Genomic DNA, 23558 nt, shown 5'->3' with positions numbered 1-23558 from the left:
TGATTCTGCGCCGCAGGGAAAGACGCTTTGGTTGCAGGTTATGACCGTTGGTTCTGAGGCGCGACGCGCCGGATGAACGCTTAAGGCAGCAGCGCCGCGGCCTCCCGATCGGCGATAATCAACAGGTCCGGATGCAGCATCAAAATGCTGGCGGGCACCCCGCTCTCCACCGGCCCGCTGACAATGCGCCGCAAAATGTCCGCTTTGTGCGAACCGTTGACGAGCAGCACCAGCTTTTTGGCGGCCATCACGCTTGCAGGCCCCAGGGTGACGTAATGATCGGGCAGCCATTCAGTGCGGCCGCCCACCTCTTTGAGCAAAATGTCCGCCATATCCGGCCTGGCGGAAACCGGCACCCGACAGGTGCGGTCTTCGAAGGCGGTGGTGCCCGGCAGATTGCCGCAGAAATGCCCGTCCGCCCCGACGCCCATCACGATCGCATCCAGCCCGCCATCCTCGGCGATACGCCGATCGTGCTGCAGGTAGTTGTCCGAATTCAAGACGTGCAGTTGCCGCTCGGGGATCGCCGCCGGGCCGAAGAACATACGGTGCAGATTCTCCATGGTGACGCCATAGCCCGATCGGCCGGCGTAAGGAATTTCATCGAAATTATAGTAATGCGCGTTGGCGAATTCCGCGTGGCCCTTGACGCGCGGAGCCAACAACTCATACATCCGTTTAGGCGTCGAGCCGGCGGTGATAGCCAGATTGACGCGCTGCGGGCGCAGCATGTAACTCAACAACAGGCTGGCGGCCAGCTCACTCATTTCCTGGTAGTCATTAGCGACGACAAGTTTCATTCCCTTCTCCTTTTTGCAAAAAAAAACCTAACCGCCCATCCGGCCATGTTCGATGCCGGGAGAGAAGTTAGGTTTTGCCTGATCGCGTCAGTAACAATCCGTTTCTTGTCAGGTTATGGCGGCCAGCAATGAAATGCAAACCGCGTTGTGTGATGCAAGCCGCAATTGCGGCGATGCCTTTTCGCGCCCTACACCGGCACGCGGCGGCTAATCTCCACTACCTGATCGCTGGGCAGGTAGTAATAATCCGTGACGTGCATGCCGTTGCGCACCATCAGCGCGAACAGGTTGCGCTGCCAGGATGGCAACCGGTCGTTCGCTTCGCGGCGCACCACGGTCTCGTGGCCGAGATAGTAGGTCGCCTCGTCGAAGTTCAGACCGGATTTCTGCGCCTCGACGTGCTGCAACAGCTGCGGGATGTTAGGCCGCTCCATAAAGCCATAGCTGGCCACGCCGCACCAAAAGCCCGGCGACAGCTCGCGCATCACCAACCGTTCAGCATTCGAGACCCGCGGCTCATTGACGATGGCAATGGTGAGCGCCAGCACGTTGGCGTGCAGCGAACCGTTACGCTTGACCTGCCATTTCATCACCGGCGGCGTCCCCTGCAGGCTGCGAGTCAGGAATACCGCGGTGCCCGGCACGCGCGGCACGGATTCGCGGCGGATTTTCTCCAGGAAATCCGCTACCGGCACTGTCGTTTCACCGAGGGTGCGCGCGGCCGCCAGCACCCCGCGATGCCAGACCAGCATCACGGTATAGACCGCGGCGGCCAACAGCAGCGGGATATAACCGCCCTGCAGCACTTTAGTCATGTTGGCCGTCAGGAAGCTCAAATCGACCACGAAGAAACCGCCCGCCACCAACAGGCTGGCGATCGGCCCCCAGCGCCACACCTCGCGCATGGCGACGAACAGCAGGCCGGTGGTCATGATCATGGTCAACGAGACGGCGATGCCGTAGGCGGCGGCCAGATTGTCCGACGATTTAAAGAACACGGTCAGGAACAGCGTCACTACCATCAGCAGCCAGTTGATGGCGCCAATGTAGATCTGCCCGTAACTTTCCTCGGTGGTTTGCTTGACCCGCAGCCGCGGCAGCCACCCCAGTTGGATCGCCTGTCGGGTCATGGAAAACGCACCGCTGATGATCGCCTGGCTGGCGATAATCGTCGCCAGCGTGGCCAGGATCACCAGCGGGATCAGCAGCGCCGGCGGGCATAAACGGAAGAAGATGTTCTGCGTGACATCGGCGCCGCTCAGGATCAGCGCGGCCTGACCGGCGTAGTTAAGCAACAGGCTGGGAAAAACGATGCCGAACCAGGCCAGCCAAATCGGCCGTTTGCCGAAATGCCCCATGTCGGCATACAGCGCTTCGGCGCCGGTGACGCACAAAAACACGCCGCCCAGCACCAGGAAGCTGGTCAGTCCGTTGGAGAACAGAAAGTGAATGCCGTAGAGCGGGTTCAGCGCCAGCAAAACCGCCGGATGCTGGATGATACCCCACACGCCCAACGCAGCGATCGACAGGAACCACAGCGCCATGATCGGCCCGAACACGCGGCCGATGCGCGCGGTACCCAGCGGCTGAATGGCGAACAGACTGAGCAAAATCACCGCCGCCGCAGGCAGAATATAGGGCTGCGACGCCGGCAGCACGATGTTCAGCCCTTCGAGGGCCGAGAGCACCGAGATGGCCGGCGTGATGGCGCCGTCGCCGTAAATGAGCGCGGCGCCGAACAGGCCGGCGAACAGCACCAGCGGCCGGGATTTTCGCTTGCTGACCAGCAGCGACATCAGCGCCATGATGCCGCCCTCGCCGCGGTTGCCGATGCGCATGGCGAACATGGCGTATTTGAGAGACGTGACGATCACCAGCGTCCAGAAGATGAGCGACAGCAGGCCCAGGATCACCGGCGCCGAAGGCGCGTCGCCGGAGAGAAACAGCACGGTTTTCAGGGTGTACAGCGGGCTGGTGCCGATATCGCCGAACACCACGCCCAATGCGCCCAACGCCAGCGGCGCCAGCCCCGTCTTATTCACGGTTTCCGTATCATTGCCGACAGACATCTGCTCGCTCCTTGACGTTGCGCTGAGAGTGGGAATTATTGTCACTTTATGGCCGTCGCGCCACGTGATCGGCAAGTTAAGCATAGCCGCCATCTTCGCCAGTGACAGTATCGCGCGTTGAAGCTTCAGCAATCATCGCCGGTGAGCAACGGTTTAAAAACGCCCCCCGAAGGGTCTATCACTTTCCTGTTGGCGTGGCGCGCGTCGCGGGAAAAATGAACGTCCGGCTCCCCCTGTTTCCACCCGGCGTTACGCGAGCCTGCTCTCATCGGCTTCGCGGCGCAGCCACTGCCGCAGATTTTCGCCTTCCTGCGACAGTTCGCTATCCAGTCGAGCGCACAGGTAATAATCGCGGCCGTCGTCGATCGGCAGATCGAACATTTTGATCAACTCACCGCTTTCAAGGTACTGGGCGATTAACGGTTCACGCATCAACGCGCACCCTAGCCCCGCCTGCACCGCCGCCAACGTCAACAATCCGTCCTCAAACATCGGGCCGATACTGCGCAGCGGGCGCTTGACGCCGGCCTGCTGAAACCATTGCATCCAGGTATTGCGCTCCTCGTCGTGCAGCAGCGGCAGCGTCGCCAGCTGCTCCGGCGTATCGAGCAAACCATGCAGTTTACTGAATGCCCGGCTGCACACCGGCACCATTTTGCCGGACATCAGCTTCTCGCTGCGATAGCCGGTCCACTGCCCGACCCCGAAGCGGATCGACAGATCGGCGGCGTCGCTCAGGTAATTGCGGTGGTTGGCGTAGACCACATTGATGTCGATATCCGGATTTTCGCGCAGAAAACCGCGCAGCCGCGGAATGAACCAACCCATGCCGAACAGCGGGATCAGGCTGATGGTCACCTGCCGCGACGCGGATTGCTCGCGCACGTGTTCGGTCGCCTGGCGCAGCACGTTGAACGCCGAGCGAATCGAACGGTAATACTCCCGCCCCTCGCTGCGCAGCACCAGGTTACGCCCCTGCCGTTCGGTCAACGGCATCTGCAAAAATGCCTCCAGCGTTTTGAGTTGATGACTGACCGCCGAAGGCGAAATCATCAGCTCGTTAGCCGCCGCGCTGATGCCACCCAGGCGCGCGATGGCTTCGAACGCCCGCACGGCGCGCAGCGGCGGATCGTTCGGCAGCATCGGCAATGGCTCATCGTACTGTTCTGTTTTTTTCATATATTGACTGTTTTTGGGAAATCGACGCTGAAGGAATGGATTCAATATACATAAAAATCAACGTATTAAAATCACTCGTTTTTTGTATAAGAAAGTATTTTTCCGTATTTTACAATTTTTTTAAATTCTCTACTGTGACCCTCCTGACTCATTATCTCCGGACTCTCTCTATGGATACGCTGGTACAGCAAACCGTCAACGGTTTGATGCTCGGCAGCATCTATGCGCTGATCGCGCTCGGTTACACCATGGTGTACGGCATCCTGCGCATCATCAATTTCGCGCACGGCGACGTGCTGATGGTCGGTGCGCTGAGCGCGCTGTCGGCGATAAGCCTGTTGCAACACCACTTTCCCGCGTTACCGCCGTATGCCACGCTGCTGCTGGCGGCCCTGTTCGCCATGGCGGTCTGCGCCATCACCTCGATGGCGATCGAGCGTCTTGCCTACCGCCGGTTGCGCAATGCACCGCGCCTGGCCCCGCTGATCAGCGGTATCGGCGTCTCGCTGCTGCTGCAAACCCTGGCGATGCTGATCTGGTCACGCAATCCCCTGATGTTTCCGCAGCTGCTGCCAATGACCCCCATCACCCTGACCGCAGGCAGCGGCGGGCATGCGCCGGCGGTGATCACCGGCACGGCGATCGTCACGCTGGCGGTGGCCGTCGCGGTCATGGCCGGCTTATGGCTGCTGGTCGAACACAGCCGTTTCGGCCGCGCCATGCGCGCCACGGCGGAAAACCCGCAGGTCGCCGGCCTGATGGGCATCAGTCCTGACCGCATCATCGTTCTGACCTTCGCGCTCGGCGGCGCGCTGGCGGCGGTGGCCGGCATCATGATGGCCAGCAACTACGGCAACGCCGGTTTCTCGATGGGCTTTCTGCCGGGCATCAAGGCGTTTACCGCCGCCGTGCTCGGCGGCATCGGCAACCTGCGCGGCGCGATGCTCGGCGGATTGCTGCTGGGCCTGTTCGAATCGCTGGGCACCGGCTATCTCGGCGAACTGACCGGCGGCGTGTTCGGCAGTAACTACCAGGACGTGTTCGCGTTTCTGGTGCTGATCGCCGTGCTGGTCTTCCGCCCCTCCGGGCTCTTGGGCGAACGCATCGCCACGCGCGCATAAGGACATCACCATGACCGTTTTGACTCCCCCCGTTCCTCTGGCCACGCCGCGTCGCGCCAGGCTGGGGCTGACGCTGTTCATTCTCGCGCTGCTGCTGGCACCCTGGGTGGCGGGCGCCGCCGGCGGCAACTACTGGGTGCGGGTCGTCGACTTCGCCCTGCTGTACCTGATGCTGGCGCTCGGGCTGAACATCGTGGTGGGCATGACCGGGTTGCTGGACATGGGCTTTATCGCCTTTTACGCCGTCGGCGCCTATTTGGCCGCGCTGCTGTCGTCACCGCATCTGACACAGCAATTCCCGCTGCTGCTGCAGTGGTTTCCCGACGGACTGCACCTGTCGATGCTGGGTCTGATCCCGCTGGCGGCGCTGCTGGCGGCGGCGTGCGGCATCCTGCTCGGCGCGCCGACGCTGCGGCTGCGCGGCGATTATCTGGCGATCGTCACGCTCGGTTTCGGCGAAATCGTGCGCATTCTGATGCGCAATCTGGATCGCCCGGTCAACCTCACCAACGGCCCCAAAGGCATTTCCGGCATTGACCCGGTCAGCCTGTTCGGCCTGAAGTTTTCCGGCATGCATGAATGGTTCGGCGTGCGTTTTTCCGGCCTGTACCTGTATTACTACCTGTTCGCCGCCCTGCTGCTGGCGATCCTGTTTATCAGCCTGCGGCTGCAAAACTCGCGCATCGGCCGCGCGTGGACGGCGATCCGCGAAGACGAGGATGCCGCGCGGGCGATGGGCATCAACACCCGCAACTTCAAGCTGCTGGCCTTCGCCATCGGCGCCACCTTTGGCGGCGTGGCCGGCGCGCTGTTCGCCGCGTTCCAGGGCTTCGTGTCGCCGGAATCGTTCACCCTGCAAGAGTCGATCGCCGTATTGGCGATGGTGGTACTCGGCGGCATGGGGCACATCCCCGGCGTGATCCTGGGCGCGCTGCTGCTGGCCGCTCTGCCGGAGCTGCTGCGCAGCAGCATGGGGCCGCTGCAGCAGGCGCTGTTCGGCCAGGTGCTGATCGACCCGGAAATCATCCGCCAACTGTTTTACGGCCTGGCGCTGATCCTGGTGATGCTGTATCGCCCGGCGGGCCTGTGGCCGGCCCGCCACGCACGGGGGAACGCCGCATGACGCCGCTGCTCGCTTTACACCATATCAGCAAACGCTTCGGCGGCCTGACGGCGGTGGATGACGTCAGCATGAGCATCCGCCAGGGGGAAATCTACGGCCTGATCGGGCCGAACGGCGCCGGTAAGACCACCTGCTTCAACCTGATCACCGGCCTGTATCGCGCCGACGCGGGCGAGTTCCGCCTGGCGGGCCAGCGCTATAAGCCCGAGGCGATCGACAAAGTGGCGCAGGCCGGCATTGCCCGCACCTTCCAAAACCTGCGGTTGTTCAATGAAATGAGCGTGCTGGAAAACGTGATGGTCGGCTGCCACGTGCGCACCCGCAACGGCCTGTGGGCGGCGATCGCCCGCCACCGGCGCGCGAAAGAGGAGGAACAGGCGGTGCGCGATAAATCTCATGCGCTGCTGGAGTACGTCGGCATCAGCCAATTCGCCCATTACCTCGCCGGCGATCTCGCCTACGGCCATCAGCGGCGGCTGGAGATTGCCCGCGCGCTGGCGACCGAGCCCCGGTTGCTGGCGCTGGACGAACCGGCGGCCGGCATGAACGCCGGAGAAAAAGTGGCGCTGCGCGAACTGCTGCTGCGCATCCGCGACAGCGGCAAAACGCTGCTGCTGATCGAACACGACGTCAAGCTGGTGATGGGCCTGTGCGATCGGCTGACGGTGCTGGATTACGGCAAAGCGATCGCCGAAGGCGAACCGGCTCAGGTGCGGCGCGAACCGGCGGTCATTCAAGCCTATCTGGGAGGCGGCGCGCATGTCTGAAGCCCTGCTGAGCGTTAAACGACTCAAAGTGTCTTATGGCGGCATTCATGCGGTCAAAGGCATCGATTTCTCGGTGAACGCCGGCGAACAGGTGACGCTGATCGGCGCCAATGGCGCGGGCAAAACCTCGAGCCTGCGGGCGCTGACCGGCCTGCAGCCGTTTGAGGGCGACATCCTGTTCGACGGCCGTTCGATTCGCGGCATGCCGCCGCACCGCTTGCTGCAACAAGGGCTGGTGATGGTGCCGGAGGGACGCGGCATTTTCACCCGCCTGACGGTGCGAGAAAACCTGCAGCTGGGCGCCTATGCGCGGCGTGACGCATCGGCGGTGCGGCAAGATTTCGAACGCGTGTGCGCCACCTTCCCACGGCTGAGCGAGCGCCTGCATCAACCGGCCGGGCTGCTTTCCGGCGGTGAACAACAGATGGTAGCGATGGGCCGCGCGCTGCTCAGCCGCCCGCGGCTGCTGATATTGGACGAACCGTCGATGGGGCTGGCGCCGATTGTGGTGGAGGCCATTTTCTCGGTCATCAAGCAGCTAGCCCGTGACGGCGTCACGCTGCTGTTGGTCGAGCAGAACGCCCGCCTGGCGCTGGCGTCCACCGATCGCGCCTACGTATTGGACAGCGGCAGCCTGAGCCACAGCGGCCGCTCCGCCGACATGCTGGACGATGAAAAAATCAAACGGATCTATTTGGGTGAATAACCGTTGTTACCTTTAACCGCACCAGGAGTATGACATGCAGCAGAACATTCGCATCAAGCCGTTGGCGCTGGCCGCCATGACGATGATCCTGAGCCTCCCGGCGCTGGCGGACGACACCGTGTTGATCGGTCTTGCCGGGCCGCTGACCGGCCCTTCCGCGCGCATCGGCAAAGATCTTGAAAACGGCGCACGGCTGGCGATCGCCGACGCTAACGCACAGAAACCGACGCTGAACGGCAAACCGGTCACCTTCAAGCTGGTGTCCGAGGACGATCAGTCCGACCCGCGCACCGCCGTGGCCGTGGCGCAGCGTTTGGTCGACGAAGGCGTCGCCGGCGTGGTCGGCCACTGGAACACCGGCACCAGCATCCCGGCGGCGCGCATTTATCACGACGCCGGCATCGCTCAGGTGGCACCGGTGGCGACCGGTCACGGCTACACGCAGCAAGGTTTTGACACCAGCTTTCGCGTGATGGGCCACGACGACGACGGCGGCAACTACGCCGGGCAATATGCGGTGAAGACGCTGAAAGCCAAGCGCATCGCAGTGATAGACGATCGCACCGCTTTCGGCCAGGGGCTGGCGGACGAGTTTATCAAATCGCTGCAGGCCCAGGGCGTGCAGCCGGTCACCCGCGAGTATGTGGATGACAAGACCGTCGATTTCAGCGCCGTGCTGACCACCGTGCGCAGTAAAAACGCCGATCTGATCTTCTTCGGCGGCGTGGATTCGCAGGCGGCGCCGCTGGCGCGCAAACTGAAACAGCTGGGCATGAACGCGCAGCTGATGGGCGCCGGCGGCTTCGTCAGCCAAACCTTCCTGACGCTGGCGCAGCGGGAAGGCGAAGGCGTCGTCGCGCTGGAGCCGGGGCTGCCGCTGGAACAGATGCCGGGCGGCAAGGCATTTGAACAAGCCTACCGCGATCGTTATCACACCCACATCGAACTGCATGCGCCCTTCGCCTACGACGCCACCCGGGTGCTGATCGCCGCCATTGAGCAAGCCGATTCGGCCAATCCGGCCGATTATCTGCCGAAACTGCGCGCCATACATTACCAGGGCGTCACCGGCGACATCGCCTTCGATGCGCAAGGCAACCTGCAACAGCCGAGCTTCACCCTGTACCGGGTGGTTGACGGCAAATGGCAGCCGCAAACCGTGTTGGGCGGCGCCAAATCACAATAAATCAAGAGGAGCAAGGCGATGAGCTGTGCAAAAAACGAATTGGGCATTTTGGCCCGCAGAAAGATCGAGGCGGAGATCATCAAGCCGATCTACCAGATTCTGGTGCGTGAAATCGGCAAGGCGCGCGCTCAGGCGGTGATCGGCGAAGCCATCGAGAATGCCGCCATCGAGGCGGGCAAACAGTTCGCCGCCCAGGAACCGAACGGCGCGGATCTGCGCAGCTTCGCCGCCTTGCAGTACCTGTGGGAAAAAGACGATGCGCTGCGCGTCGAAGTGATCAATCAGGACGCGCAGCACTTCGACTATAACGTCACCCGCTGCCGCTACGCCGAGATGTATCACGAGATGGGGCTGGGGGAGATCGGCCACCTGCTCTCCTGCGCTCGCGACAGTCAGTTTATCGTTGGCTATGCCCCTGACGTCGACCTGCAGCGCAGCCAGACCATCATGTCCGGCGCCCCCTGCTGCGATTTCCGCTACACCGCTAAAACGCCGGGAGAACATCAATGACGTATCGAGTCAACGGCGAGCGCCTGTGGCAAAGCCTGCAGACGATGGCGCAGTTCGGCGCCATTGCCAATAACGGCGTCACCCGGCTGGCGCTGAGTGAAGAAGATCGGCAAGCGCGCGATCAGCTGCGCGCCTGGGCGCTGGAGGCGGGTTGCACCGTACGCGTCGACAAAATGGGCAACATGTTCCTGCGGCGTGAAGGCGCTCGCCCCGAGCTGGCGCCGGTCGTCACCGGCTCGCACGGTGATTCGCAGCCCCGCGGCGGCCGTTTCGACGGCATCTACGGCGTGCTGGCCGGATTAGAAGTTATTCGTACCCTTAACGATCGGCAGATCGTCACCGAACGCGCGATCGAAGTGATCAACTGGACCAACGAAGAAGGCGCGCGCTTCGCGCCGGCGATGATCGCCTCGGGCGTGTTCGCCGGGGTATTCGACCTGGAATACGGCCTGACGCGCCGCGACGAGCACGGCGTCAGCCTCGGCGACGCGCTGGAGCGCATCGGCTACGCCGGCGAATATCCGGTGGGCGGCACGCCGATCCACGCCGCCTTCGAGTTGCACATCGAACAGGGGCCGATTCTGGAAGCGGAGCATCTCGACATCGGCGTAGTCACTGCCGCACAAGGGCAGCGCTGGTATGAACTGGAGGTCATCGGCTTCAGCGCCCATGCCGGCACCACGCCGATGGATCGGCGCCGCGACGCCCTGCTCGGCTTTGCGGCGCTGGTCACGGCGGTCAACCGCATCGGTTGGGATTTCGCGCCCGACGCGCGCGCCACGGTGGGCATGGCGCAAATCACCCCCAATTCGCGTAACGTGGTGCCGGGGCGCGTCTTTTTCAGCGTCGAATTCCGCCATCCGCAAGAGGCTATTCTGGCGCAGATGGAGCAGCGCCTGCTGACAGCGGTAAACGAGGTCAACGGCGGCGGCCTGGCCGCCCGGGCCGAGCGCATCTTCCAGTATCCCCCGATCGCCTTCGATTCGGGGTGTATTGGCAGCGTGCGTCACGCCGCGCAGGCATTGGGCTATCGCCATCGCGACATGATTTCCGGCGCCGGCCACGACGCCTGTTACCTTAACCGCGTCGCCCCGACCGCCATGATTTTCATTCCCTGCGTGGACGGCATCAGCCACAACGAGCGGGAAGATATCACCCCCGCCTGGGCCGCCGCCGGCGCCGACGTGTTGCTCAACGCCCTGCTGGCGCACGCCGACGCCTGATCCTCGCCCCGGTTTGGCGCCGGGGCAAAAAATATTCAACAAAACGGTTGAATATTAGCCCGCCTGATCTATATTCAACCATATGGTTGAATTATCTTCCTCACAGCTGGACGCCATTTTTCATGCGCTGGCCGACCCGACCCGCCGCTCGATGTTACGCGCGCTGGCCGGCGGTGAGCGCAGCATCGGCGAACTGGCCGCGCCGTTGCAGATGTCGTTCGCCGGCGCCTCCAAGCACGTGAAAGCACTGGAACATGCGGGCCTGGTGCAACGCACCGTGCAAGGAAGAAACCATATCTGCCGGCTCGAACCCGAGCCTATGGCGCAGGCCATGCACTGGCTGCAAACCTATGAACATTTCTGGACTGAACGGCTGGATGCGCTCGAACAGGCGCTGCTGCAGCCCGAACAGCTTCTTCCCAAGGAGTGAACCATGAATGATTACGGCATGATTATCGAACCCGGCACGCTGCGTATCCAGCGGCTGCTGCCCGGCCCCATCGAGCGGGTGTGGGCTTACCTGACCGAATCCGACAAGCGCGCCACCTGGCTGGCGGCCGGCGCCATGAAGTTGGAAAACGGCGCGGCGCTGGAGCTGGAGTTTCGCAACTCCGATCTGGCGGGCGAGCACGAACCGCCGCCGGCCAAATACAAACAGCATGGCGGCTGCGTCAGCAACCGCGGCCACATCACCTGCCTGTTCCCGCCGCGCCTGCTGAGCTTTACCTGGGCCGAACAGGATCAGGGCCGCCCTTCCGAGGTGACATTCGAATTGACGGAACAGGGAAATGCGGTGCTGCTGACGGTCACCCACCGGCGCCTGGCTAACCGCGACGAGATGCTCAGCGTCGCCGGCGGCTGGCATACTCATCTGGATATTCTGCTGGATCGCCTGCACGATCGTGCTCCGCAGCCGTTCTGGAGCACCCATGCCCGGCGGGAAGAAGAGTACCGCGCCCGCTTGTAATTACGACTCGTCCCTGCGCCTGAACGCCAGATAACCGGCGATCAGCGTGAAACTGCCGACCAGCAACACCAGCAGGATAAAACCGTGGTGATTGCTGGCCAGCGGTATCCCTCCGACGTTCATGCCGAAAAAACCGGCGACGATGTTGATCGGCAACGCCAGCACGGTGATCACCGTCAGGGTGTAAAGCGTGCGGTTATTCTGCTCCATCAGCTTGGCGCCCAGCTCTTCCTGCAGCAGCCGAATGCGTTCGGTCAGGCTGGCGAGATCGTTCAACACTACGGTGAACTCTTCGGTAAACTGCCGCAGATCCTGCACCACCTCACGGCTCAGCCAGCTCGGCGGCCGGTTCAACAGGCGAAACAGCGCGGCCGGCTCCGGCGCCAACAGGCGCTGAAAGCGCAACAGCATGCGGCGCATGCGCCCCAGCTCGGCGCGGTTGCGTTTGACGCGGCGGGTCAGCAGGCGATCCTCGATGGTATCGACATACTGGTTGGCCTGCCGCACCACCTGTTCCAGCACCTCCTCCTGCTCTTCCAGCAGGTGCGCCAGCAGTTCGGTGGACGACGCCAGCTGCAGCGCCGTCAGGCGGCCCAGCAGCCGCTCGATCAGCCGCACCGGTTTATGGCGCACGGTCACCACCAGCCCACGGCGGCAATACAGCCACAGCGTCGCCGTTTCCGGGTTGTTGTCTTCAGGGTGGAAGATCACGTCGTTGAGCACGGCGAACAGATCGTCGCCCTGCCGCTCGATGCGCGTAGTGTGGGAACCGTGGCGAATTTCGTGAAAGAAAAAATCGGAAATGGCGAAATGGTTTTTCAGCCACTTCTCCGCCGCCGCGTGGTTGAGATTGAGGTGCAGCCAGATAAAACCGTCGCCGGGCGACAACGTTTGGTAAGCCTGGCAAACCTGCTGCGAGTTCAGGCGCGCCGGCGGCTCGCCGGAGCGAAATGCATGGCCGTAGATCAGCCCGGTCACTTCATCATCAAAATCCAGCTTGTGCATCTTTTCCGCTGCCCTTTGCACCATAACGCCTTATCCTGCCTATGGCCGTTAGCCCAGATCGTCCACGCTGTTATAACAATCTTTATCGCTCGGCGTTAATGATTTTCAACGCTCTTGCTCATTAATATTTTCGTCATAAAAACGTCATTTCATTTTAAAAGTTTTCATCCCCAGCCCGTTCAGCAACCGCACAAACGTGGCCGCATTCGCGGTCGCTTTATCAGCTAAAGAATGGGCTATTCAATAAATCCCAGTTTGAACTGCGCCTTGCCCGCCAGCGACATCAGGCTCGCATCTTCAGGATAGGTCTCCAGCAGCGGGAAAAAGACTGCGCCGCCGATAATGCTGCGGCGCTTTGAATCTGCCGGGCGCAGCCCCCAGATATTCTGGTACGTCATCGGTACAACCTGGCCGTCAACGAGCGCATTGCCGATATACAGCATGATATGGCCCGGAATGTAAACCAGCGTGGTGAAGGGTTTGCCGTGATCTTTGAGATAGCGTAGCCGTTCACGGGTGTTCGCTTGAGCAAGATCAACCACCCGGGTGGCCGCCTGTATCTGCGCGGCGGAATTTCTGGGAAGAAAGAGGCCAAAAGGCATCAACAGACTGCGCAGTTCGGCGGAGCAGTCATTATTGAAGTTATAGTTCCCCCAGCCATAAGGCCTGCCGCTCATTGACCGCATCAGTACGGCAAAATGTTCGGGCGTCATTTTCCACGGCATGGCGGCAAATTCCCCCATCTTGACAACGACCCGGCGCATCTGTGCGCGGCCATCCTCTCGGCGTACCGGCACGGCGACCACAAAAAGACCCTGTCGGTGACGGTAAAATGGCAGGATCGTGCCGTGGCGCGCCGTAAAATAAAATTGGCCGCCGGCTTGCACCGAGACCGGCTGTTTAATGAATGCCCCCAGATTTTTCTCCGCCAGCGCCAGCCATTCGGTGACAAACTGCCGATCCACCGCCGCGATGTCTTCGCTATGCACCCATCCGATCACCGTTGGCGACGCGACGTAGTTCCAGCGTTTATCGCGGCTTTGCGTAATAACGTATACAGGCGTACCGGGACGGATAGATGAATCCTGTAAATTATCAAACGGATAACCCTGTCCAGCCAGGCGAGGATCGTCATAAGCCGGATCGGCCGTCGGCAGGATCCTGACCAGCGTTTCCCTGACTGCAATGCCCCTGCCCGCAGGATGGAACGCCTTATCCATGTCGGTCGACGCGTTATCTCTGACTTGCTGTTTCCAGCGGTCAGTGTGAGTCCTGAAGTTTTCCCCCCAGGAGACACTTTCACTTCCCAGGTATTTATCCATTGCGGCATCACGGCGGCTTTGCGCTTCACGGTTCAGGACGGAAGCGATGTAATGCGGATTCCAGGGGGATTGATCATTCGGCCCCATGCCCAAATAGTGGGATTTGAGGGCGGAGAAATGGCGCTGCTGCGCGGCGGCATCCATCACGGGCACCCGCCGTTGCGGGCCATAGGGGATCCATTTATCGACAGATTGCGAGTAGTTACCCAGCGGGAATAGCGATTTGGTCGCATCGATAGGGGTTGTCGCTACGGCGTCTTGAGGTGGCTCTCTGACCGGCGCACTATGGCAGGCCGACAGCAACAGAAGCATCATCAATACAAAGGGTTTTATTCCATTAGGCATTTTTTATCATCTCCGTGACAGGTGAAAATTTCTTCTTCATCCTGACCAGAAGTGATTGCAAATGATACTCAATAACACTATCGATTGACGCCCGGTTGAGGAACAAAACGCAAAAGCAAGCCCGCCCGCTTGCTCCTGCGCCCTCACATTCTCACCACGCCAACAGACGTTCCAGCGCCGCCGCCGGCCCTTTACGGCCGATAAGCGCCGCCCGATGCCAGATAGAGCCGCTGTCGCTCACCCACTGCTCGCTTACCCACTGGCGCCGGGCCAGGCTGCGCAGTGCCTGGATGCTGTCGACGGTGTTATACACCAGCCAGGCGCCGAACAATACGCCGGCCAAGGCGATCCACAGATTGACCGTTGCCGCCAGCTGCGCGATCAACAACAGCAACAGCGCCATCTGCAGTAAGGTTTTAGCGGTGAAAGCGCACAGAAAGAAGGTCCGCATTCGGTTTTCCAGCGCAAAACAGGGGTTGGTTAACACCTGGCGGGTTTCCTGTACCGGAATGCCTTGCACATAGACCATCCATTGCGAAGCCCGTCGGGGATTCATCGCCACGCCCTTTTCCGCCAGCTGGTGTAACCGCATCGAAACGGCGACCGGCCAGACGAGCGCGAGCAGCAGGCAATAGAAGAACGCCGCACTGACGCCGCACACGCCCAATCCGATCGCGGCCAGCACCGCCAGCAGAGCCTTGCCGGAGTAAAACCAAAACGGCACCACTTGGTAATTCATAAAGTTCCCTTTTAAGTCCATTAACCAGTCCGATAGATTACTCCCTTATCAAGGCGTTAAACGCGAGGGAACAAAAAATTTTTGCTGTTACGCAGAACGCGATCGGCCCCTCTATCCTGCGCCGCCAAACCTGCTAACCTGCGCATTTTGATTTTTGACAGGAGTCCTTCATGCGCCAACGCATCATTGTCTGCCCGCTGATTGAAAACGATAACGCCTTCCTGCTGTGCAAAATGGCCGCGCACAAGGGCGTATTTCCCGGCCAGTGGGCGCTGTCCGGCGGCGGCGTCGAGCCGGGTGAGCAGATAGAGCAAGCGCTGCGGCGCGAAGTGCGCGAAGAGCTGGGCCCCGCGCTGATCCTCGAGCGCATCACGCCCTGGACCTTCCGCGACGACGTGCGCGTCAAAACTTACGCCGACGGCAGCCAGGAGCAAATCTACATGATTTACCTGATTTTCGACTGCCATGCCGCCAACCGCGACGTGACGATCAACGACGAGTTCGATGACTACGCCTGGGTGCCGCGCGAGCGCCTCGCGGACTACGATTTGAACGAGGCCACCCGCTTCACCCTGCGGCAAAAGGGATTGTTGTAACAGTTTGAGCGATTATCGCCCTATTTCCTTCACATTTGCCGGGCAGACTCTTTTGATATTTTTTAATCACTTAGGGTCACTATTGCCGCCGTTATGCTTTTATCTCACGCTTTTCTCCGTCTGCCTGTCCGGCGCTTCGGCGCCGCCCTGCTGTTCAGCCTGCTGTTCGTTTTGGCGCCCGTGCATGCCGCTGCACCGCCGCTGGTGCTGAATGCCAAATCGGTGCTGGTCGTCAATCAACGCACCGGAAAGACCCTTTATCAGAAGCAGCCGAACCGCGTGCTGCCGATCGCCTCGCTCACCAAACTGATGACCGCCATGGTCGCCCTGGACAGCAAACGCCCGATGGGCAGCAAGCTCAAAGTCACCGCCGCCGATCGCGATCTGCTGAAGAAAACCCATTCGCGGCTGACTATCGGCTCGGTGCTCAGCCGCCGCGACATGCTGCACATCGCCCTGATGTCTTCGGAGAACCGCGCCGCCGCCGCGCTGAGCCGCAGTTATCCCGGCGGGCGCAAGGCCTTCGTGGCGAAAATGAATCAGAAAGCGCGCGCCATCGGCATGAAACGCGCCCGCTTCTACGATCCGACCGGGCTGACGCCGCGCAATGTGGCGACCGCCAACGATCTGCTGAAGATGGTCAATCACGCCTATCGCTATCAGTCGATTCGCCGCTTCAGCACCGACAAGCAGCAGATCGTGCGCCCCGGCCGCGGCCAGTTGGTCTACCGCAGCTCCAACGGCCTGATCAACAACCCCGCCTGGAAGATCCAGCTGCAAAAAACCGGCTTTACCGACGAGGCCGGTCACTGCCTGGTGATGCGCACCACCATCAAAGGGCAGCCGGTGGTGATGATCCTGCTCGGCGCGCAGCCGCGCTACGGCCACTACCATGACGCCATTCGTCTGAAGGCCTGGCTCGAGCGGTAACATCGCGGCGCTTTACCGTTCTGCGCATATCCAAATCCGTTTTGGATCAATGGAATATCCTATCGCCAATCAGTATTAAGCCGTGCGCCGCCCGCATGGTATTTGTCAGGCATATCTGATGAGGAAAGGAGCGGGAAAAATGGCTTATGCCTTGAGCATATTGGAAAAAAGTCCGATCGCCGACGGGGAAAGCGCCGCGCAGGCGCTGGCGCGCACGCTGCAGCTGGCGCAACGGGCGGAACGCTGGGGGTATCGGCGTTTCTGGCTGGCCGAGCACCACAATACGCCGCAGCTCGCCTGCCCGTCGCCGGAAGTGCTGATCGGCTATCTGCTCGGCCAAACGTCGCGCATTCGCATCGGCTCCGGCGGCGTGATGCTGCAGCACTACAGCGCCTACAAGGTGGCCGAAAACTTCAACCTGCTGGCGGCGCTGGCGCCAGGGCGCGTCGATCTCGGGGTGGGCAAAGCGCCCGGCGGGCTGCCGCTCGCAACCCAGGCGCTGCAGGCCGCCCACGATCGGCAACGCAAGCCGGACTTTCCTCAGCAGCTGTCGCAGTTGACCGCCTATCTGAACGACGACGCCGAGCCCGGCCTGAGCGCCACACCGCTGCCGCCGCAGGGCGCGCAGCGTTTTCTGCTCGGTGCCAGTAAAGAAAGCGCGACGCTGGCGGCCGAGTCCGGCTGGGCCTTCGTGTTCGCCGCGCATTTGAATGGTAATCCACAGGATATCCGCGACGCGCTGGAGCACTACGCCGCACACAGCGGCGGCCGCAAGGCGCTGCTGGCAGTGGCGGCGATCGTGGCCCCCAGCGAGGAACAGGCCGCGGCATTGGCGGCCGACATTCGGCAATACCGCGTGCACGTTGCCGGTGAGCAGAGTGTGACCGTCGGCAGCCTGGCGCAGGCCGAGAGCTTCGTGCAGCAGGCCAGCGCCACCGACTACCGCATCGAGCCGCGGGAAAGCCATATTCTGCTAGGCACCGCGCAGCAGGTGCATCAGCAACTGGCGCAGCTGCAGCAACAGTACGGCGTGGAAGAGTTCATCATCGACACGCCAATCGCCGAACCGGCCGCCCGGTTAGCCTCGCTGCAGTTACTGGCAAAGGAGAGTTTGACGCCGGCTTAGTTGATCGCCGCCGCCGTCCGCATGGCTTCGGACAGATCCTGCGCCAGCGGCGCCAACTGCGCCGGCGTGACGTTCGCCAGGCTGACGCGGAGCGCCGGACCGCACTTCAGGCGGAAAGGTTCACCGCCCTGCACCAGCCATCCCCGCTGCGCCATCAGCTGCGCGGCGGCGGTTTCCGAGCGCACCGGCAACCACAGATGCAGCCCTTCACCTACCGCCAGCGCCGTGTGATTCAACGCATTGAGCCGCTGGACCAGCTCGTCCCGCCTGGCCTGATACGCCTGTTGCGCCCGCTGCAATTGCCCTTCCTGCAAGGCTTGTTCCCACAGTCTGGCGGCGATCTGCTGCAAGATATGGCTGACCCAGCGTTCGCTGATGTACTGATCGGCGCGCATCGCCTGCAGCAAGGTCGGGCTGCCGCAGGCCAACGCGATGCGCAGATCCGGGCTGAGAAACTTGCTGAGCGACAGCACGTACAGGCCGCGATCGCCGTCGAACGGCAGATGCAGCGGCTGTTGCGACAACGGCCCCCAGAAATCGTCGACGATCGCCAGACACTGCGGATGGCCGCGCAGAAAACCTCGCCACTGCTGCGCACGTTGCGCTGAAAGCGAAGCGCCGGTCGGATTATGGGCGCGCGGCGTCAGGATCACCGCGTCAGCCGCGCCGCTCTCCGGCAGCCGACAGCCCTGTTCATCCACCGCCAGCGGCAGCGGCCGCAGGCGCAGGTGACGCAGCAGCGTCAATAGCGGCGGCCAGCAGGGATCTTCCACCCACACCGCCGCCCCAGGCTGCGCATGGCAGCGCAGCGCCTTTTCCATCGCGTCCAACGCGCCGGAAAACACCGCCGGTTCCCCCAGGGCCACGCCCTGGCGCCCGAGCCACTCACGCCCGAGACCGGTCAATACCGGCAGGTCGCCGCTGATGTCATAGCCGTTTTGCTGCGGGAACACCTCCGCCGCGCCAAGCCTCAGCGCCGGCAGCAAAGCGGCATCCAGGTTGCCGCTGGCCAGATCGCACATCCCCGCCGGCACCTGGCGCGGCGCATAGGCCTCACTCACCGCCGCCAGCGGCGGATCCAGCACCACCGTGCCCGCTCGTCCGCGCGTCGCCACCAGGCCGGCATCGCGCAATCTGGCGTATGCGCTGGCCACGGTATTCGGATTGACCTCCAGCTCCGCCGCCAGCTGTCGTACCGGCGGCAACAGCTCGCCCGGCCGCAGCACGCCGTTTTTGATGCGTGCGGCGATCTGCTCGGCAATCTGGACAGCGCCGCCGCCTTTTGCATACAATGAAGTCATACATAAATCCTTTTGTACTAGTTCAAAAAAGATTAGCAGCTTCTGCGGCCAAAAGTAAGGGGTTCCATGGATAAACATTACGTGCTCGACATTCAGTATGCAGGAAAAGCCTTTGCCCGCCTGCAGCTGTTCACCCCGTGGGCAGCCGATCAGCTGGAGCAGGCCTGCGCGCTGTTCCCGGCCGCACGGGGTTATCAGGTGCAGCTCAGCCAGGTCAGCGAACGCCGCATCGTCTACCAGAGCGGCGCGCAGGGCATCACGGTGCTGGGCGAGTCGCTGGCGCTGATCCCCTTCACTCACGCTAGCGAGGTTAAACAATGAAAAAAGCCGTCGCCATTCGGCACGTCAACTTTGAGAACCTGGGTATTCTCGGTTCCCTGCTCTCGCTGCGCGGCTATCAGATCGATTATTACGATGCCGGCCGCGATGATATTCGTGCTATCAATAATGAAGAGACCGATCTGTTGGTGGTGCTCGGCGGGCCGATCAGCGCCGCTCAGCACTTTTCCGGCGAGCAGCGCTATGATTTTCTCGACCATGAATTCGCGCTGGTCAAACAGCGCCTGGCGCAGCGGCGGCCAACCCTCGGGGTTTGCCTCGGCGCGCAAGTGATCGCCCAGGCGCTGGGCGCTGAGGTTATTTCGCTCGGCGTGAAAGAGATAGGCTTCGCCCCGCTGACCACGCCGCCGGCGGAAGAGGAGTCGGTGCTGGCGCCGCTGGCCGACACGCCGGTACTGCACTGGCACGGGGATATGTTCACTATCCCGGACGGCGCCCGCTGCCTGGCCGGCACGGCGGTATGCCCGCATCAGGCCTTCGACTATCAGGGGTTTGCGCTCGGCCTGCAGTTCCACTTGGAGGCGGATCATCGCGATATCGAACGCTGGCTGATTGGCCATGCCTGCGAGCTGGAACTGGCCGGCATCGCGCCCCAGACCCTGCGCGACCAGGCCGCACGCCACGGCGCGCAGCTGGAACAGCGCGCGCGGCAGGTGTTCGCGCGCTGGCTGGATAACAACGAACCAAGGAAGTAACTCATGCAACAGGCTTCACCTTTGCGGTCACCGTCCATCGACGTGATCAGCATTCAATCTCAGGTGGTCTACGGCAGCGTCGGCAACGGCATCGCCTACCGCGCTCTGCTGAAAAAGGGACTGGAGGCGCTGCAGGTGCCCAGCGTGCTGTTCGGCTGCCCGCCCTATTACGGCAAACCGCACGGCGGCGTCATCTCCGGCGATTGGTTCGGCGGTTTTCTCGACGACCTGATCGCCCGCGGCGTCATGAAGCGCGCGCGGGCGGTGATCGTCGGCTATCTGGGCGACGTGATGCAGTGCCATATTCTGGCCAACTGGCTGCAGCGGGTGCGCTCGCTCAATCCGCAGATAAAAATCTATATCGATCCGGTGATGGGCGATTACGGTGAAGGGATCTACGTGGATGAGCGCATCGTCAACTGCTATCGCTCGCCGTTCCTGCGGCTGGCCAACGGCCTGACGCCGAACGGTTTCGAACTGGAGCAGCTGTGCGGCCGGCAACTGAGCAGCCGCGAGCAGACGCAACACGCCGCGCAGGCGCTGTTGAACGACACCACCGAATGGGTGTTGGTCACCAGCGCACCGGGCGTAGCGCAACACGAAGACGAAGTGGGATTGATGCTGGTCACCCGGCAGGAAACGCAGTGCTTTACTCATCCGAAGGTCAAATCGGCGGTCAAAGGCACCGGTGATCTGTTCACCGCGTTGCTGGTCAGCCATCTGCTGCAGGGCGCTGCGCTCGACGCGGCAGTGGTTGCCGCCGGCGATGAAGTGTGCGGCGTACTGGCCGAAGCGGCGCATTTCGGTTGGGAAGAGATCGGCAGCCTGCGGGCGTTAACCTAAACCCTGACCTGGGGCAGCCTGCTGCCCCGCCTCTCCCGCCTTGATTGTTTACCGTGGCAATCATTCCGCTGTGAATTTTATTTATTACTCCGTCAATGATGCGCACAGTAATGATAAATTAATTCACTATATATAAAAGATTAAACAACTAATGATTAGAGCTATTTAAAACCATAACCACACTCAACACATTGATTTATTAAAATTAAAGCCAATAAGAAAATAGAAACCGCAAAAAACATTCTGTTTTTTTGATTTCTTAAACTATTCCTCTTCTTTTACAACGCCGTGATTTTATTGATTATCTGTTATGCAAGAATAAACACTTAATTTATTTTTATGTATGTGTTGCTTTTTCAAGCGCCATTGCTATTGTTGAATGTGAGTAAAACGCGGCGACAAAGCGATTCACCACCTCATTTTTATACCATCATGCGTATAAGGATCTGACTATGCCTATTAAAAAGTATGTCATTCTTGATAGCGCGCCCAAAGCTGTCGGTAATTCTGATTTTATTCTATTAGGGTTAAAGAGCGAAGGTTTTGCCAGAGGTTGTCCGATGTTATTTGGCGGCACCGCCGACGCTAAAGATGGCCCGGTCGATGGAAAAAACTTTGCGTTGAATGTAATAAAAAGAGAAACATGGGAAGAAACCAATCAGAATATCGGCGTGGAACAGGTGGTAAGATATCAGGTTTACCCCAATGACATCAGCGTTTATACCAGTAAAGACTTCACTTTCACCGGAAAAGTGGCCATTGGCGGTGAGTTTGCCTGGATTCGAAAAGTGAGCAAGGGAAAAATAAAAACTTATTTTAAAAACAAACCCACTGCCACTAAAGACATGTTTGCTCAAGAGCTTTACGCAATGACGCTGGATGTCGATATTGAACCCACTGATGCGGAGTTCGAACAGTATTTATCTTCAGATTGCCTGAGCGCCATTTACGCTTACTGTAAAGAAACCTGCAAATAACGTCTGTTAAAACGATGGGCACGCCATGATGATGGCGTGCATCTCTGGCAATGCCATTAATTTATTGGTGCCGATATTATGCTCGCAAAAGATTATACGTCAGATGAGAAACGCATCGTAAAAAACGTTATCGATCGATACGAGAACAGCGGCGTATTTCTTATCGAGCCAGACGATCCGGTTTTAACCGAATTTTATGATATTCAATTAAAACTGGCCGGCGTCACCGCAGCCGCCGCACCGCAATTCAGCCAACTTTGGCAGCAGACGAAACGCGTCAAACGGGTCGCGGGCCGGATGAGCGAGGCCAACACCAGCGGCGCTCAGCCGGTGTACAGCATCGTCAGGCTGGATTCCACCGACGGTAAACGTTATCAAACCGACGCCATCGGCTCTCTGCCGGTTCAGGCGACCAATGTGACGCAAACCCTCGGCCTGTTCGACGGCGGCGCCGATAACGTCGGCAAGGTGGAATACAAAAGCGACTACGTTTACACGGCGGACTGCACCATCGGTGCCAGCGGTGACTATCCGCAAAGCCAGACCGGCGGCAGCTTTCCGGTTACGGTGATCTATACCTTCGCGCAAACGGTCGGCCAGCAAACCGTTTACGGCGCCGAAATCGTCACGACGCAAAGCTACCCGAAAGAAATGATCAATGATTCCCCCAGGAATCTGTATAACCAGCGCATGATCAAGATTTGCCTGACGCGTGACGATGGCGACTGTGATTATCGCACCGGCTACGATCAGGACGGCACGGTTAAAGTGCCGATAAAAGGCAATATCACCTATTTTGGCAATATTGATCTCAGCAATGGCAAGCCGGTCAACGCCAGCAATACCATTTATCTTATCCGCACTCGCGCCGGCGGCGATCCGATCACTCCTTACGGCGGCTATAATATTTTTAATTCTAGCGCAACCCGAATCAGCGGGAATAACATCACCTGGGATCTTGACTGGCTGAAATTCAACCGCGTCGATTTTGAATCCGGCGAGATGGTTTATTACGTTTTTAAAATTACGCTTGATGTCGAAGGCCGCAGTATCGCCGCCTTTATTACTAACGCCCCCAAAGAAAGCGATCCGGATCGCCGTCTGCTCAATACCGTACAAATCAAACCGATGCAGATTATTTATGGCTGCCTGGCAGAGGGTACGTTGATTTTAATGCAGGATGGGACAGAAAAGCCGATCAATGCTCTCACGGCGGATGAATTCGTTATTTGCGGCAATAACCACCCCAGACGCATTGAGAATATCACTACGGGGCAGGAGCAGCATTACATTGACATTACCGCCCGCGACCTGGCGGCACGTGAATATCGTATAAAAGCCAGCCTGGGGCACCCTTTCGTCACCGCAAACGGTATTTTTCTCGCCCGTGAATTGACCTCAGGCATGTGTCTTAAAACCCGGCACGGTGAGTGCGAGATTACCGCCCTCTCTCTCCAGTCCGGTGAATTAACCGTTTATAACCTGCAACTCAGCGCTGACTCTCCGCTGCAAAAAAACCAATGTGCCCTCAGTACTTTTTATGCTAACGGCGTGTTGGTCGGTGACGCGCTGATTCAACACCTCTATGAAGACGAATATCACCAACGCCCAAAAAACGTGCTGAAAACGCTACCCGCCGAGTGGCACCAGGATTACCACAATATGATCAAGGCAGCGGACGAATAATAT

Annotated in this window: 24 protein-coding genes; 17 read left to right on the top strand and 7 right to left on the bottom strand. The window is 60.3% G+C overall.

The genetic code is table 11. The annotated features are described in order from the left end of the window. Positions 1-80 precede the first annotated feature (80 nt). From IMX17_RS05445 to IMX17_RS05435, 3 genes are all read right to left on the bottom strand, one after another. A complete protein-coding gene (locus tag IMX17_RS05445) occupies positions 81-800 on the bottom strand; it encodes a glucosamine-6-phosphate deaminase (protein ID WP_021503752.1) in 720 nt (239 codons plus the stop codon). 188 nt (positions 801-988) lie between these two features. Continuing rightward, positions 989-2869 carry a potassium transporter Kup gene (locus tag IMX17_RS05440; protein ID WP_193549416.1) on the bottom strand — a complete coding sequence of 627 codons (1881 nt, stop codon included), beginning with the start codon at positions 2867-2869 and terminating at the stop codon, positions 989-991. Between the two features lie 249 nt (positions 2870-3118). Beyond that, complete coding sequence (locus IMX17_RS05435; RefSeq protein WP_033643182.1) at positions 3119-4048, bottom strand: LysR substrate-binding domain-containing protein; 930 nt, start codon at positions 4046-4048, stop codon at positions 3119-3121. A gap of 170 nt (positions 4049-4218) precedes the next feature. Here IMX17_RS05435 and IMX17_RS05430 point away from each other — a divergent pair, with 170 nt between their 5' ends. The 9 genes from IMX17_RS05430 to IMX17_RS05390 all read left to right on the top strand — a co-directional run bounded on the left by IMX17_RS05430 (position 4219) and on the right by IMX17_RS05390 (position 11651). Next, positions 4219-5169, top strand: coding sequence for a branched-chain amino acid ABC transporter permease (locus tag IMX17_RS05430; protein WP_122003860.1), 951 nt, complete (start codon positions 4219-4221; stop codon positions 5167-5169). 10 nt (positions 5170-5179) lie between these two features. After that, positions 5180-6292 (top strand): ABC transporter ATP-binding protein, encoded by a 1113-nt coding sequence (locus IMX17_RS05425; protein WP_033643184.1) that lies wholly within the window; start codon positions 5180-5182, stop codon positions 6290-6292. Next, a complete protein-coding gene (locus IMX17_RS05420) occupies positions 6289-7059 on the top strand; it encodes an ABC transporter ATP-binding protein (RefSeq protein ID WP_193549415.1) in 771 nt (256 codons plus the stop codon). The genes IMX17_RS05425 and IMX17_RS05420 overlap by 4 nt, the downstream gene beginning before the upstream one ends. Beyond that, the gene (locus tag IMX17_RS05415; protein WP_193549414.1) at positions 7052-7765 is read left to right on the top strand and encodes an ABC transporter ATP-binding protein; all 714 of its coding nucleotides are present in this window, start codon (positions 7052-7054) and stop codon (positions 7763-7765) included. Before IMX17_RS05420 ends, IMX17_RS05415 begins: the two co-directional genes overlap by 8 nt. Before the next feature lie 76 nt (positions 7766-7841). Next, positions 7842-8951: a branched-chain amino acid ABC transporter substrate-binding protein gene (locus IMX17_RS05410; protein ID WP_346405209.1), complete on the top strand. Its 1110-nt coding sequence runs from the start codon at positions 7842-7844 to the stop codon at positions 8949-8951. A gap of 18 nt (positions 8952-8969) precedes the next feature. Next, the gene (locus tag IMX17_RS05405; protein ID WP_193549413.1) at positions 8970-9461 is read left to right on the top strand and encodes an L-2-amino-thiazoline-4-carboxylic acid hydrolase; all 492 of its coding nucleotides are present in this window, start codon (positions 8970-8972) and stop codon (positions 9459-9461) included. Beyond that, entirely contained in the window at positions 9458-10684 is a 1227-nt protein-coding gene (locus IMX17_RS05400) for a Zn-dependent hydrolase (RefSeq protein ID WP_193549412.1), read from the top strand. Before IMX17_RS05405 ends, IMX17_RS05400 begins: the two co-directional genes overlap by 4 nt. A gap of 82 nt (positions 10685-10766) precedes the next feature. After that, positions 10767-11114 (top strand): helix-turn-helix transcriptional regulator, encoded by a 348-nt coding sequence (locus IMX17_RS05395; RefSeq protein WP_193549411.1) that lies wholly within the window; start codon positions 10767-10769, stop codon positions 11112-11114. A 3-nt stretch (positions 11115-11117) separates the two neighbouring features. After that, positions 11118-11651 (top strand): SRPBCC family protein, encoded by a 534-nt coding sequence (locus tag IMX17_RS05390; protein ID WP_046898272.1) that lies wholly within the window; start codon positions 11118-11120, stop codon positions 11649-11651. Here the strand turns inward: IMX17_RS05390 and IMX17_RS05385 are convergent, their stop codons facing one another. From IMX17_RS05385 to IMX17_RS05375, 3 genes are all read right to left on the bottom strand, one after another. After that, entirely contained in the window at positions 11652-12680 is a 1029-nt protein-coding gene (locus IMX17_RS05385; RefSeq protein WP_193549410.1) for a transporter, read from the bottom strand. It lies immediately after the preceding gene. A gap of 212 nt (positions 12681-12892) precedes the next feature. Next, positions 12893-14323, bottom strand: a complete 1431-nt coding sequence (locus IMX17_RS05380) for an SH3 domain-containing C40 family peptidase (RefSeq protein WP_193549409.1) — start codon at positions 14321-14323, stop codon at positions 12893-12895. A 151-nt stretch (positions 14324-14474) separates the two neighbouring features. Continuing rightward, positions 14475-15062, bottom strand: a complete 588-nt coding sequence (locus tag IMX17_RS05375; RefSeq protein WP_046898269.1) for a hypothetical protein — start codon at positions 15060-15062, stop codon at positions 14475-14477. 170 nt (positions 15063-15232) lie between these two features. On the opposite strand from IMX17_RS05375, the gene nudI reads away from it, so the two are divergent. The 3 genes from nudI (at position 15233) to IMX17_RS05360 (ending at position 17714) form a co-directional block, all read left to right on the top strand. Beyond that, the gene (gene nudI / locus IMX17_RS05370) at positions 15233-15658 is read left to right on the top strand and encodes a nucleoside triphosphatase NudI (protein WP_193549408.1); all 426 of its coding nucleotides are present in this window, start codon (positions 15233-15235) and stop codon (positions 15656-15658) included. A 93-nt stretch (positions 15659-15751) separates the two neighbouring features. After that, positions 15752-16588 (top strand): D-alanyl-D-alanine endopeptidase, encoded by an 837-nt coding sequence (pbpG, locus tag IMX17_RS05365; protein WP_193549407.1) that lies wholly within the window; start codon positions 15752-15754, stop codon positions 16586-16588. A gap of 139 nt (positions 16589-16727) precedes the next feature. Continuing rightward, on the top strand, positions 16728-17714 hold the full coding sequence (locus IMX17_RS05360; protein ID WP_193549406.1) for an MsnO8 family LLM class oxidoreductase: 987 nt from the start codon (positions 16728-16730) through the stop codon (positions 17712-17714). Here IMX17_RS05360 and IMX17_RS05355 read toward each other — a convergent pair. Next, positions 17711-19015, bottom strand: coding sequence for an aminotransferase class I/II-fold pyridoxal phosphate-dependent enzyme (locus IMX17_RS05355; protein ID WP_193549405.1), 1305 nt, complete (start codon positions 19013-19015; stop codon positions 17711-17713). The two genes, IMX17_RS05360 and IMX17_RS05355, sit on opposite strands and share 4 nt — an antisense overlap. Before the next feature lie 66 nt (positions 19016-19081). On the opposite strand from IMX17_RS05355, the gene IMX17_RS05350 reads away from it, so the two are divergent. From IMX17_RS05350 to IMX17_RS05330, 5 genes are all read left to right on the top strand, one after another. Next, the gene (locus IMX17_RS05350) at positions 19082-19336 is read left to right on the top strand and encodes a hypothetical protein (protein ID WP_193549404.1); all 255 of its coding nucleotides are present in this window, start codon (positions 19082-19084) and stop codon (positions 19334-19336) included. Continuing rightward, a complete protein-coding gene (locus IMX17_RS05345; protein WP_182264401.1) occupies positions 19333-20049 on the top strand; it encodes a glutamine amidotransferase in 717 nt (238 codons plus the stop codon). Before IMX17_RS05350 ends, IMX17_RS05345 begins: the two co-directional genes overlap by 4 nt. A gap of 3 nt (positions 20050-20052) precedes the next feature. Then, positions 20053-20892, top strand: a complete 840-nt coding sequence (gene pdxY, locus IMX17_RS05340; RefSeq protein WP_046898262.1) for a pyridoxal kinase — start codon at positions 20053-20055, stop codon at positions 20890-20892. 452 nt (positions 20893-21344) lie between these two features. Further along, on the top strand, positions 21345-21869 hold the full coding sequence (locus IMX17_RS05335) for a hypothetical protein (protein WP_046898261.1): 525 nt from the start codon (positions 21345-21347) through the stop codon (positions 21867-21869). 78 nt (positions 21870-21947) lie between these two features. After that, the gene (locus tag IMX17_RS05330) at positions 21948-23555 is read left to right on the top strand and encodes a hypothetical protein (protein ID WP_182264399.1); all 1608 of its coding nucleotides are present in this window, start codon (positions 21948-21950) and stop codon (positions 23553-23555) included. Positions 23556-23558: the final 3 nt, after the last annotated feature.

Origin of the sequence: Serratia sp. X3, assembly GCF_014982455.1 — a bacterium.
Lineage (GTDB): Bacteria > Pseudomonadota > Gammaproteobacteria > Enterobacterales > Enterobacteriaceae > Serratia > Serratia ureilytica.
This window is presented reverse-complemented; position numbering and strand designations above follow the sequence as displayed.

Bases quoted from the DNA above. Each gene is read 5' to 3' on its own strand.
- IMX17_RS05445 (WP_021503752.1), bottom strand. From the start codon at position 800: ATGAAACTTGTCGTCGCTAATGACTACCAGGAAATGAGTGAGCTGGCC.
- IMX17_RS05440 (WP_193549416.1), bottom strand. From the start codon at position 2,869: ATGTCTGTCGGCAATGATACGGAAACCGTGAATAAGACGGGGCTGGCG.
- IMX17_RS05435 (WP_033643182.1), bottom strand. From the start codon at position 4,048: ATGAAAAAAACAGAACAGTACGATGAGCCATTGCCGATGCTGCCGAAC.
- IMX17_RS05430 (WP_122003860.1), top strand. From the start codon at position 4,219: ATGGATACGCTGGTACAGCAAACCGTCAACGGTTTGATGCTCGGCAGC.
- IMX17_RS05425 (WP_033643184.1), top strand. From the start codon at position 5,180: ATGACCGTTTTGACTCCCCCCGTTCCTCTGGCCACGCCGCGTCGCGCC.
- IMX17_RS05420 (WP_193549415.1), top strand. From the start codon at position 6,289: ATGACGCCGCTGCTCGCTTTACACCATATCAGCAAACGCTTCGGCGGC.
- IMX17_RS05415 (WP_193549414.1), top strand. From the start codon at position 7,052: ATGTCTGAAGCCCTGCTGAGCGTTAAACGACTCAAAGTGTCTTATGGC.
- IMX17_RS05410 (WP_346405209.1), top strand. From the start codon at position 7,842: ATGACGATGATCCTGAGCCTCCCGGCGCTGGCGGACGACACCGTGTTG.
- IMX17_RS05405 (WP_193549413.1), top strand. From the start codon at position 8,970: ATGAGCTGTGCAAAAAACGAATTGGGCATTTTGGCCCGCAGAAAGATC.
- IMX17_RS05400 (WP_193549412.1), top strand. From the start codon at position 9,458: ATGACGTATCGAGTCAACGGCGAGCGCCTGTGGCAAAGCCTGCAGACG.
- IMX17_RS05395 (WP_193549411.1), top strand. From the start codon at position 10,767: ATGGTTGAATTATCTTCCTCACAGCTGGACGCCATTTTTCATGCGCTG.
- IMX17_RS05390 (WP_046898272.1), top strand. From the start codon at position 11,118: ATGAATGATTACGGCATGATTATCGAACCCGGCACGCTGCGTATCCAG.
- IMX17_RS05385 (WP_193549410.1), bottom strand. From the start codon at position 12,680: ATGGTGCAAAGGGCAGCGGAAAAGATGCACAAGCTGGATTTTGATGAT.
- IMX17_RS05380 (WP_193549409.1), bottom strand. From the start codon at position 14,323: ATGCCTAATGGAATAAAACCCTTTGTATTGATGATGCTTCTGTTGCTG.
- IMX17_RS05375 (WP_046898269.1), bottom strand. From the start codon at position 15,062: ATGAATTACCAAGTGGTGCCGTTTTGGTTTTACTCCGGCAAGGCTCTG.
- nudI (WP_193549408.1), top strand. From the start codon at position 15,233: ATGCGCCAACGCATCATTGTCTGCCCGCTGATTGAAAACGATAACGCC.
- pbpG (WP_193549407.1), top strand. From the start codon at position 15,752: ATGCTTTTATCTCACGCTTTTCTCCGTCTGCCTGTCCGGCGCTTCGGC.
- IMX17_RS05360 (WP_193549406.1), top strand. From the start codon at position 16,728: ATGGCTTATGCCTTGAGCATATTGGAAAAAAGTCCGATCGCCGACGGG.
- IMX17_RS05355 (WP_193549405.1), bottom strand. From the start codon at position 19,015: ATGACTTCATTGTATGCAAAAGGCGGCGGCGCTGTCCAGATTGCCGAG.
- IMX17_RS05350 (WP_193549404.1), top strand. From the start codon at position 19,082: ATGGATAAACATTACGTGCTCGACATTCAGTATGCAGGAAAAGCCTTT.
- IMX17_RS05345 (WP_182264401.1), top strand. From the start codon at position 19,333: ATGAAAAAAGCCGTCGCCATTCGGCACGTCAACTTTGAGAACCTGGGT.
- pdxY (WP_046898262.1), top strand. From the start codon at position 20,053: ATGCAACAGGCTTCACCTTTGCGGTCACCGTCCATCGACGTGATCAGC.
- IMX17_RS05335 (WP_046898261.1), top strand. From the start codon at position 21,345: ATGCCTATTAAAAAGTATGTCATTCTTGATAGCGCGCCCAAAGCTGTC.
- IMX17_RS05330 (WP_182264399.1), top strand. From the start codon at position 21,948: ATGCTCGCAAAAGATTATACGTCAGATGAGAAACGCATCGTAAAAAAC.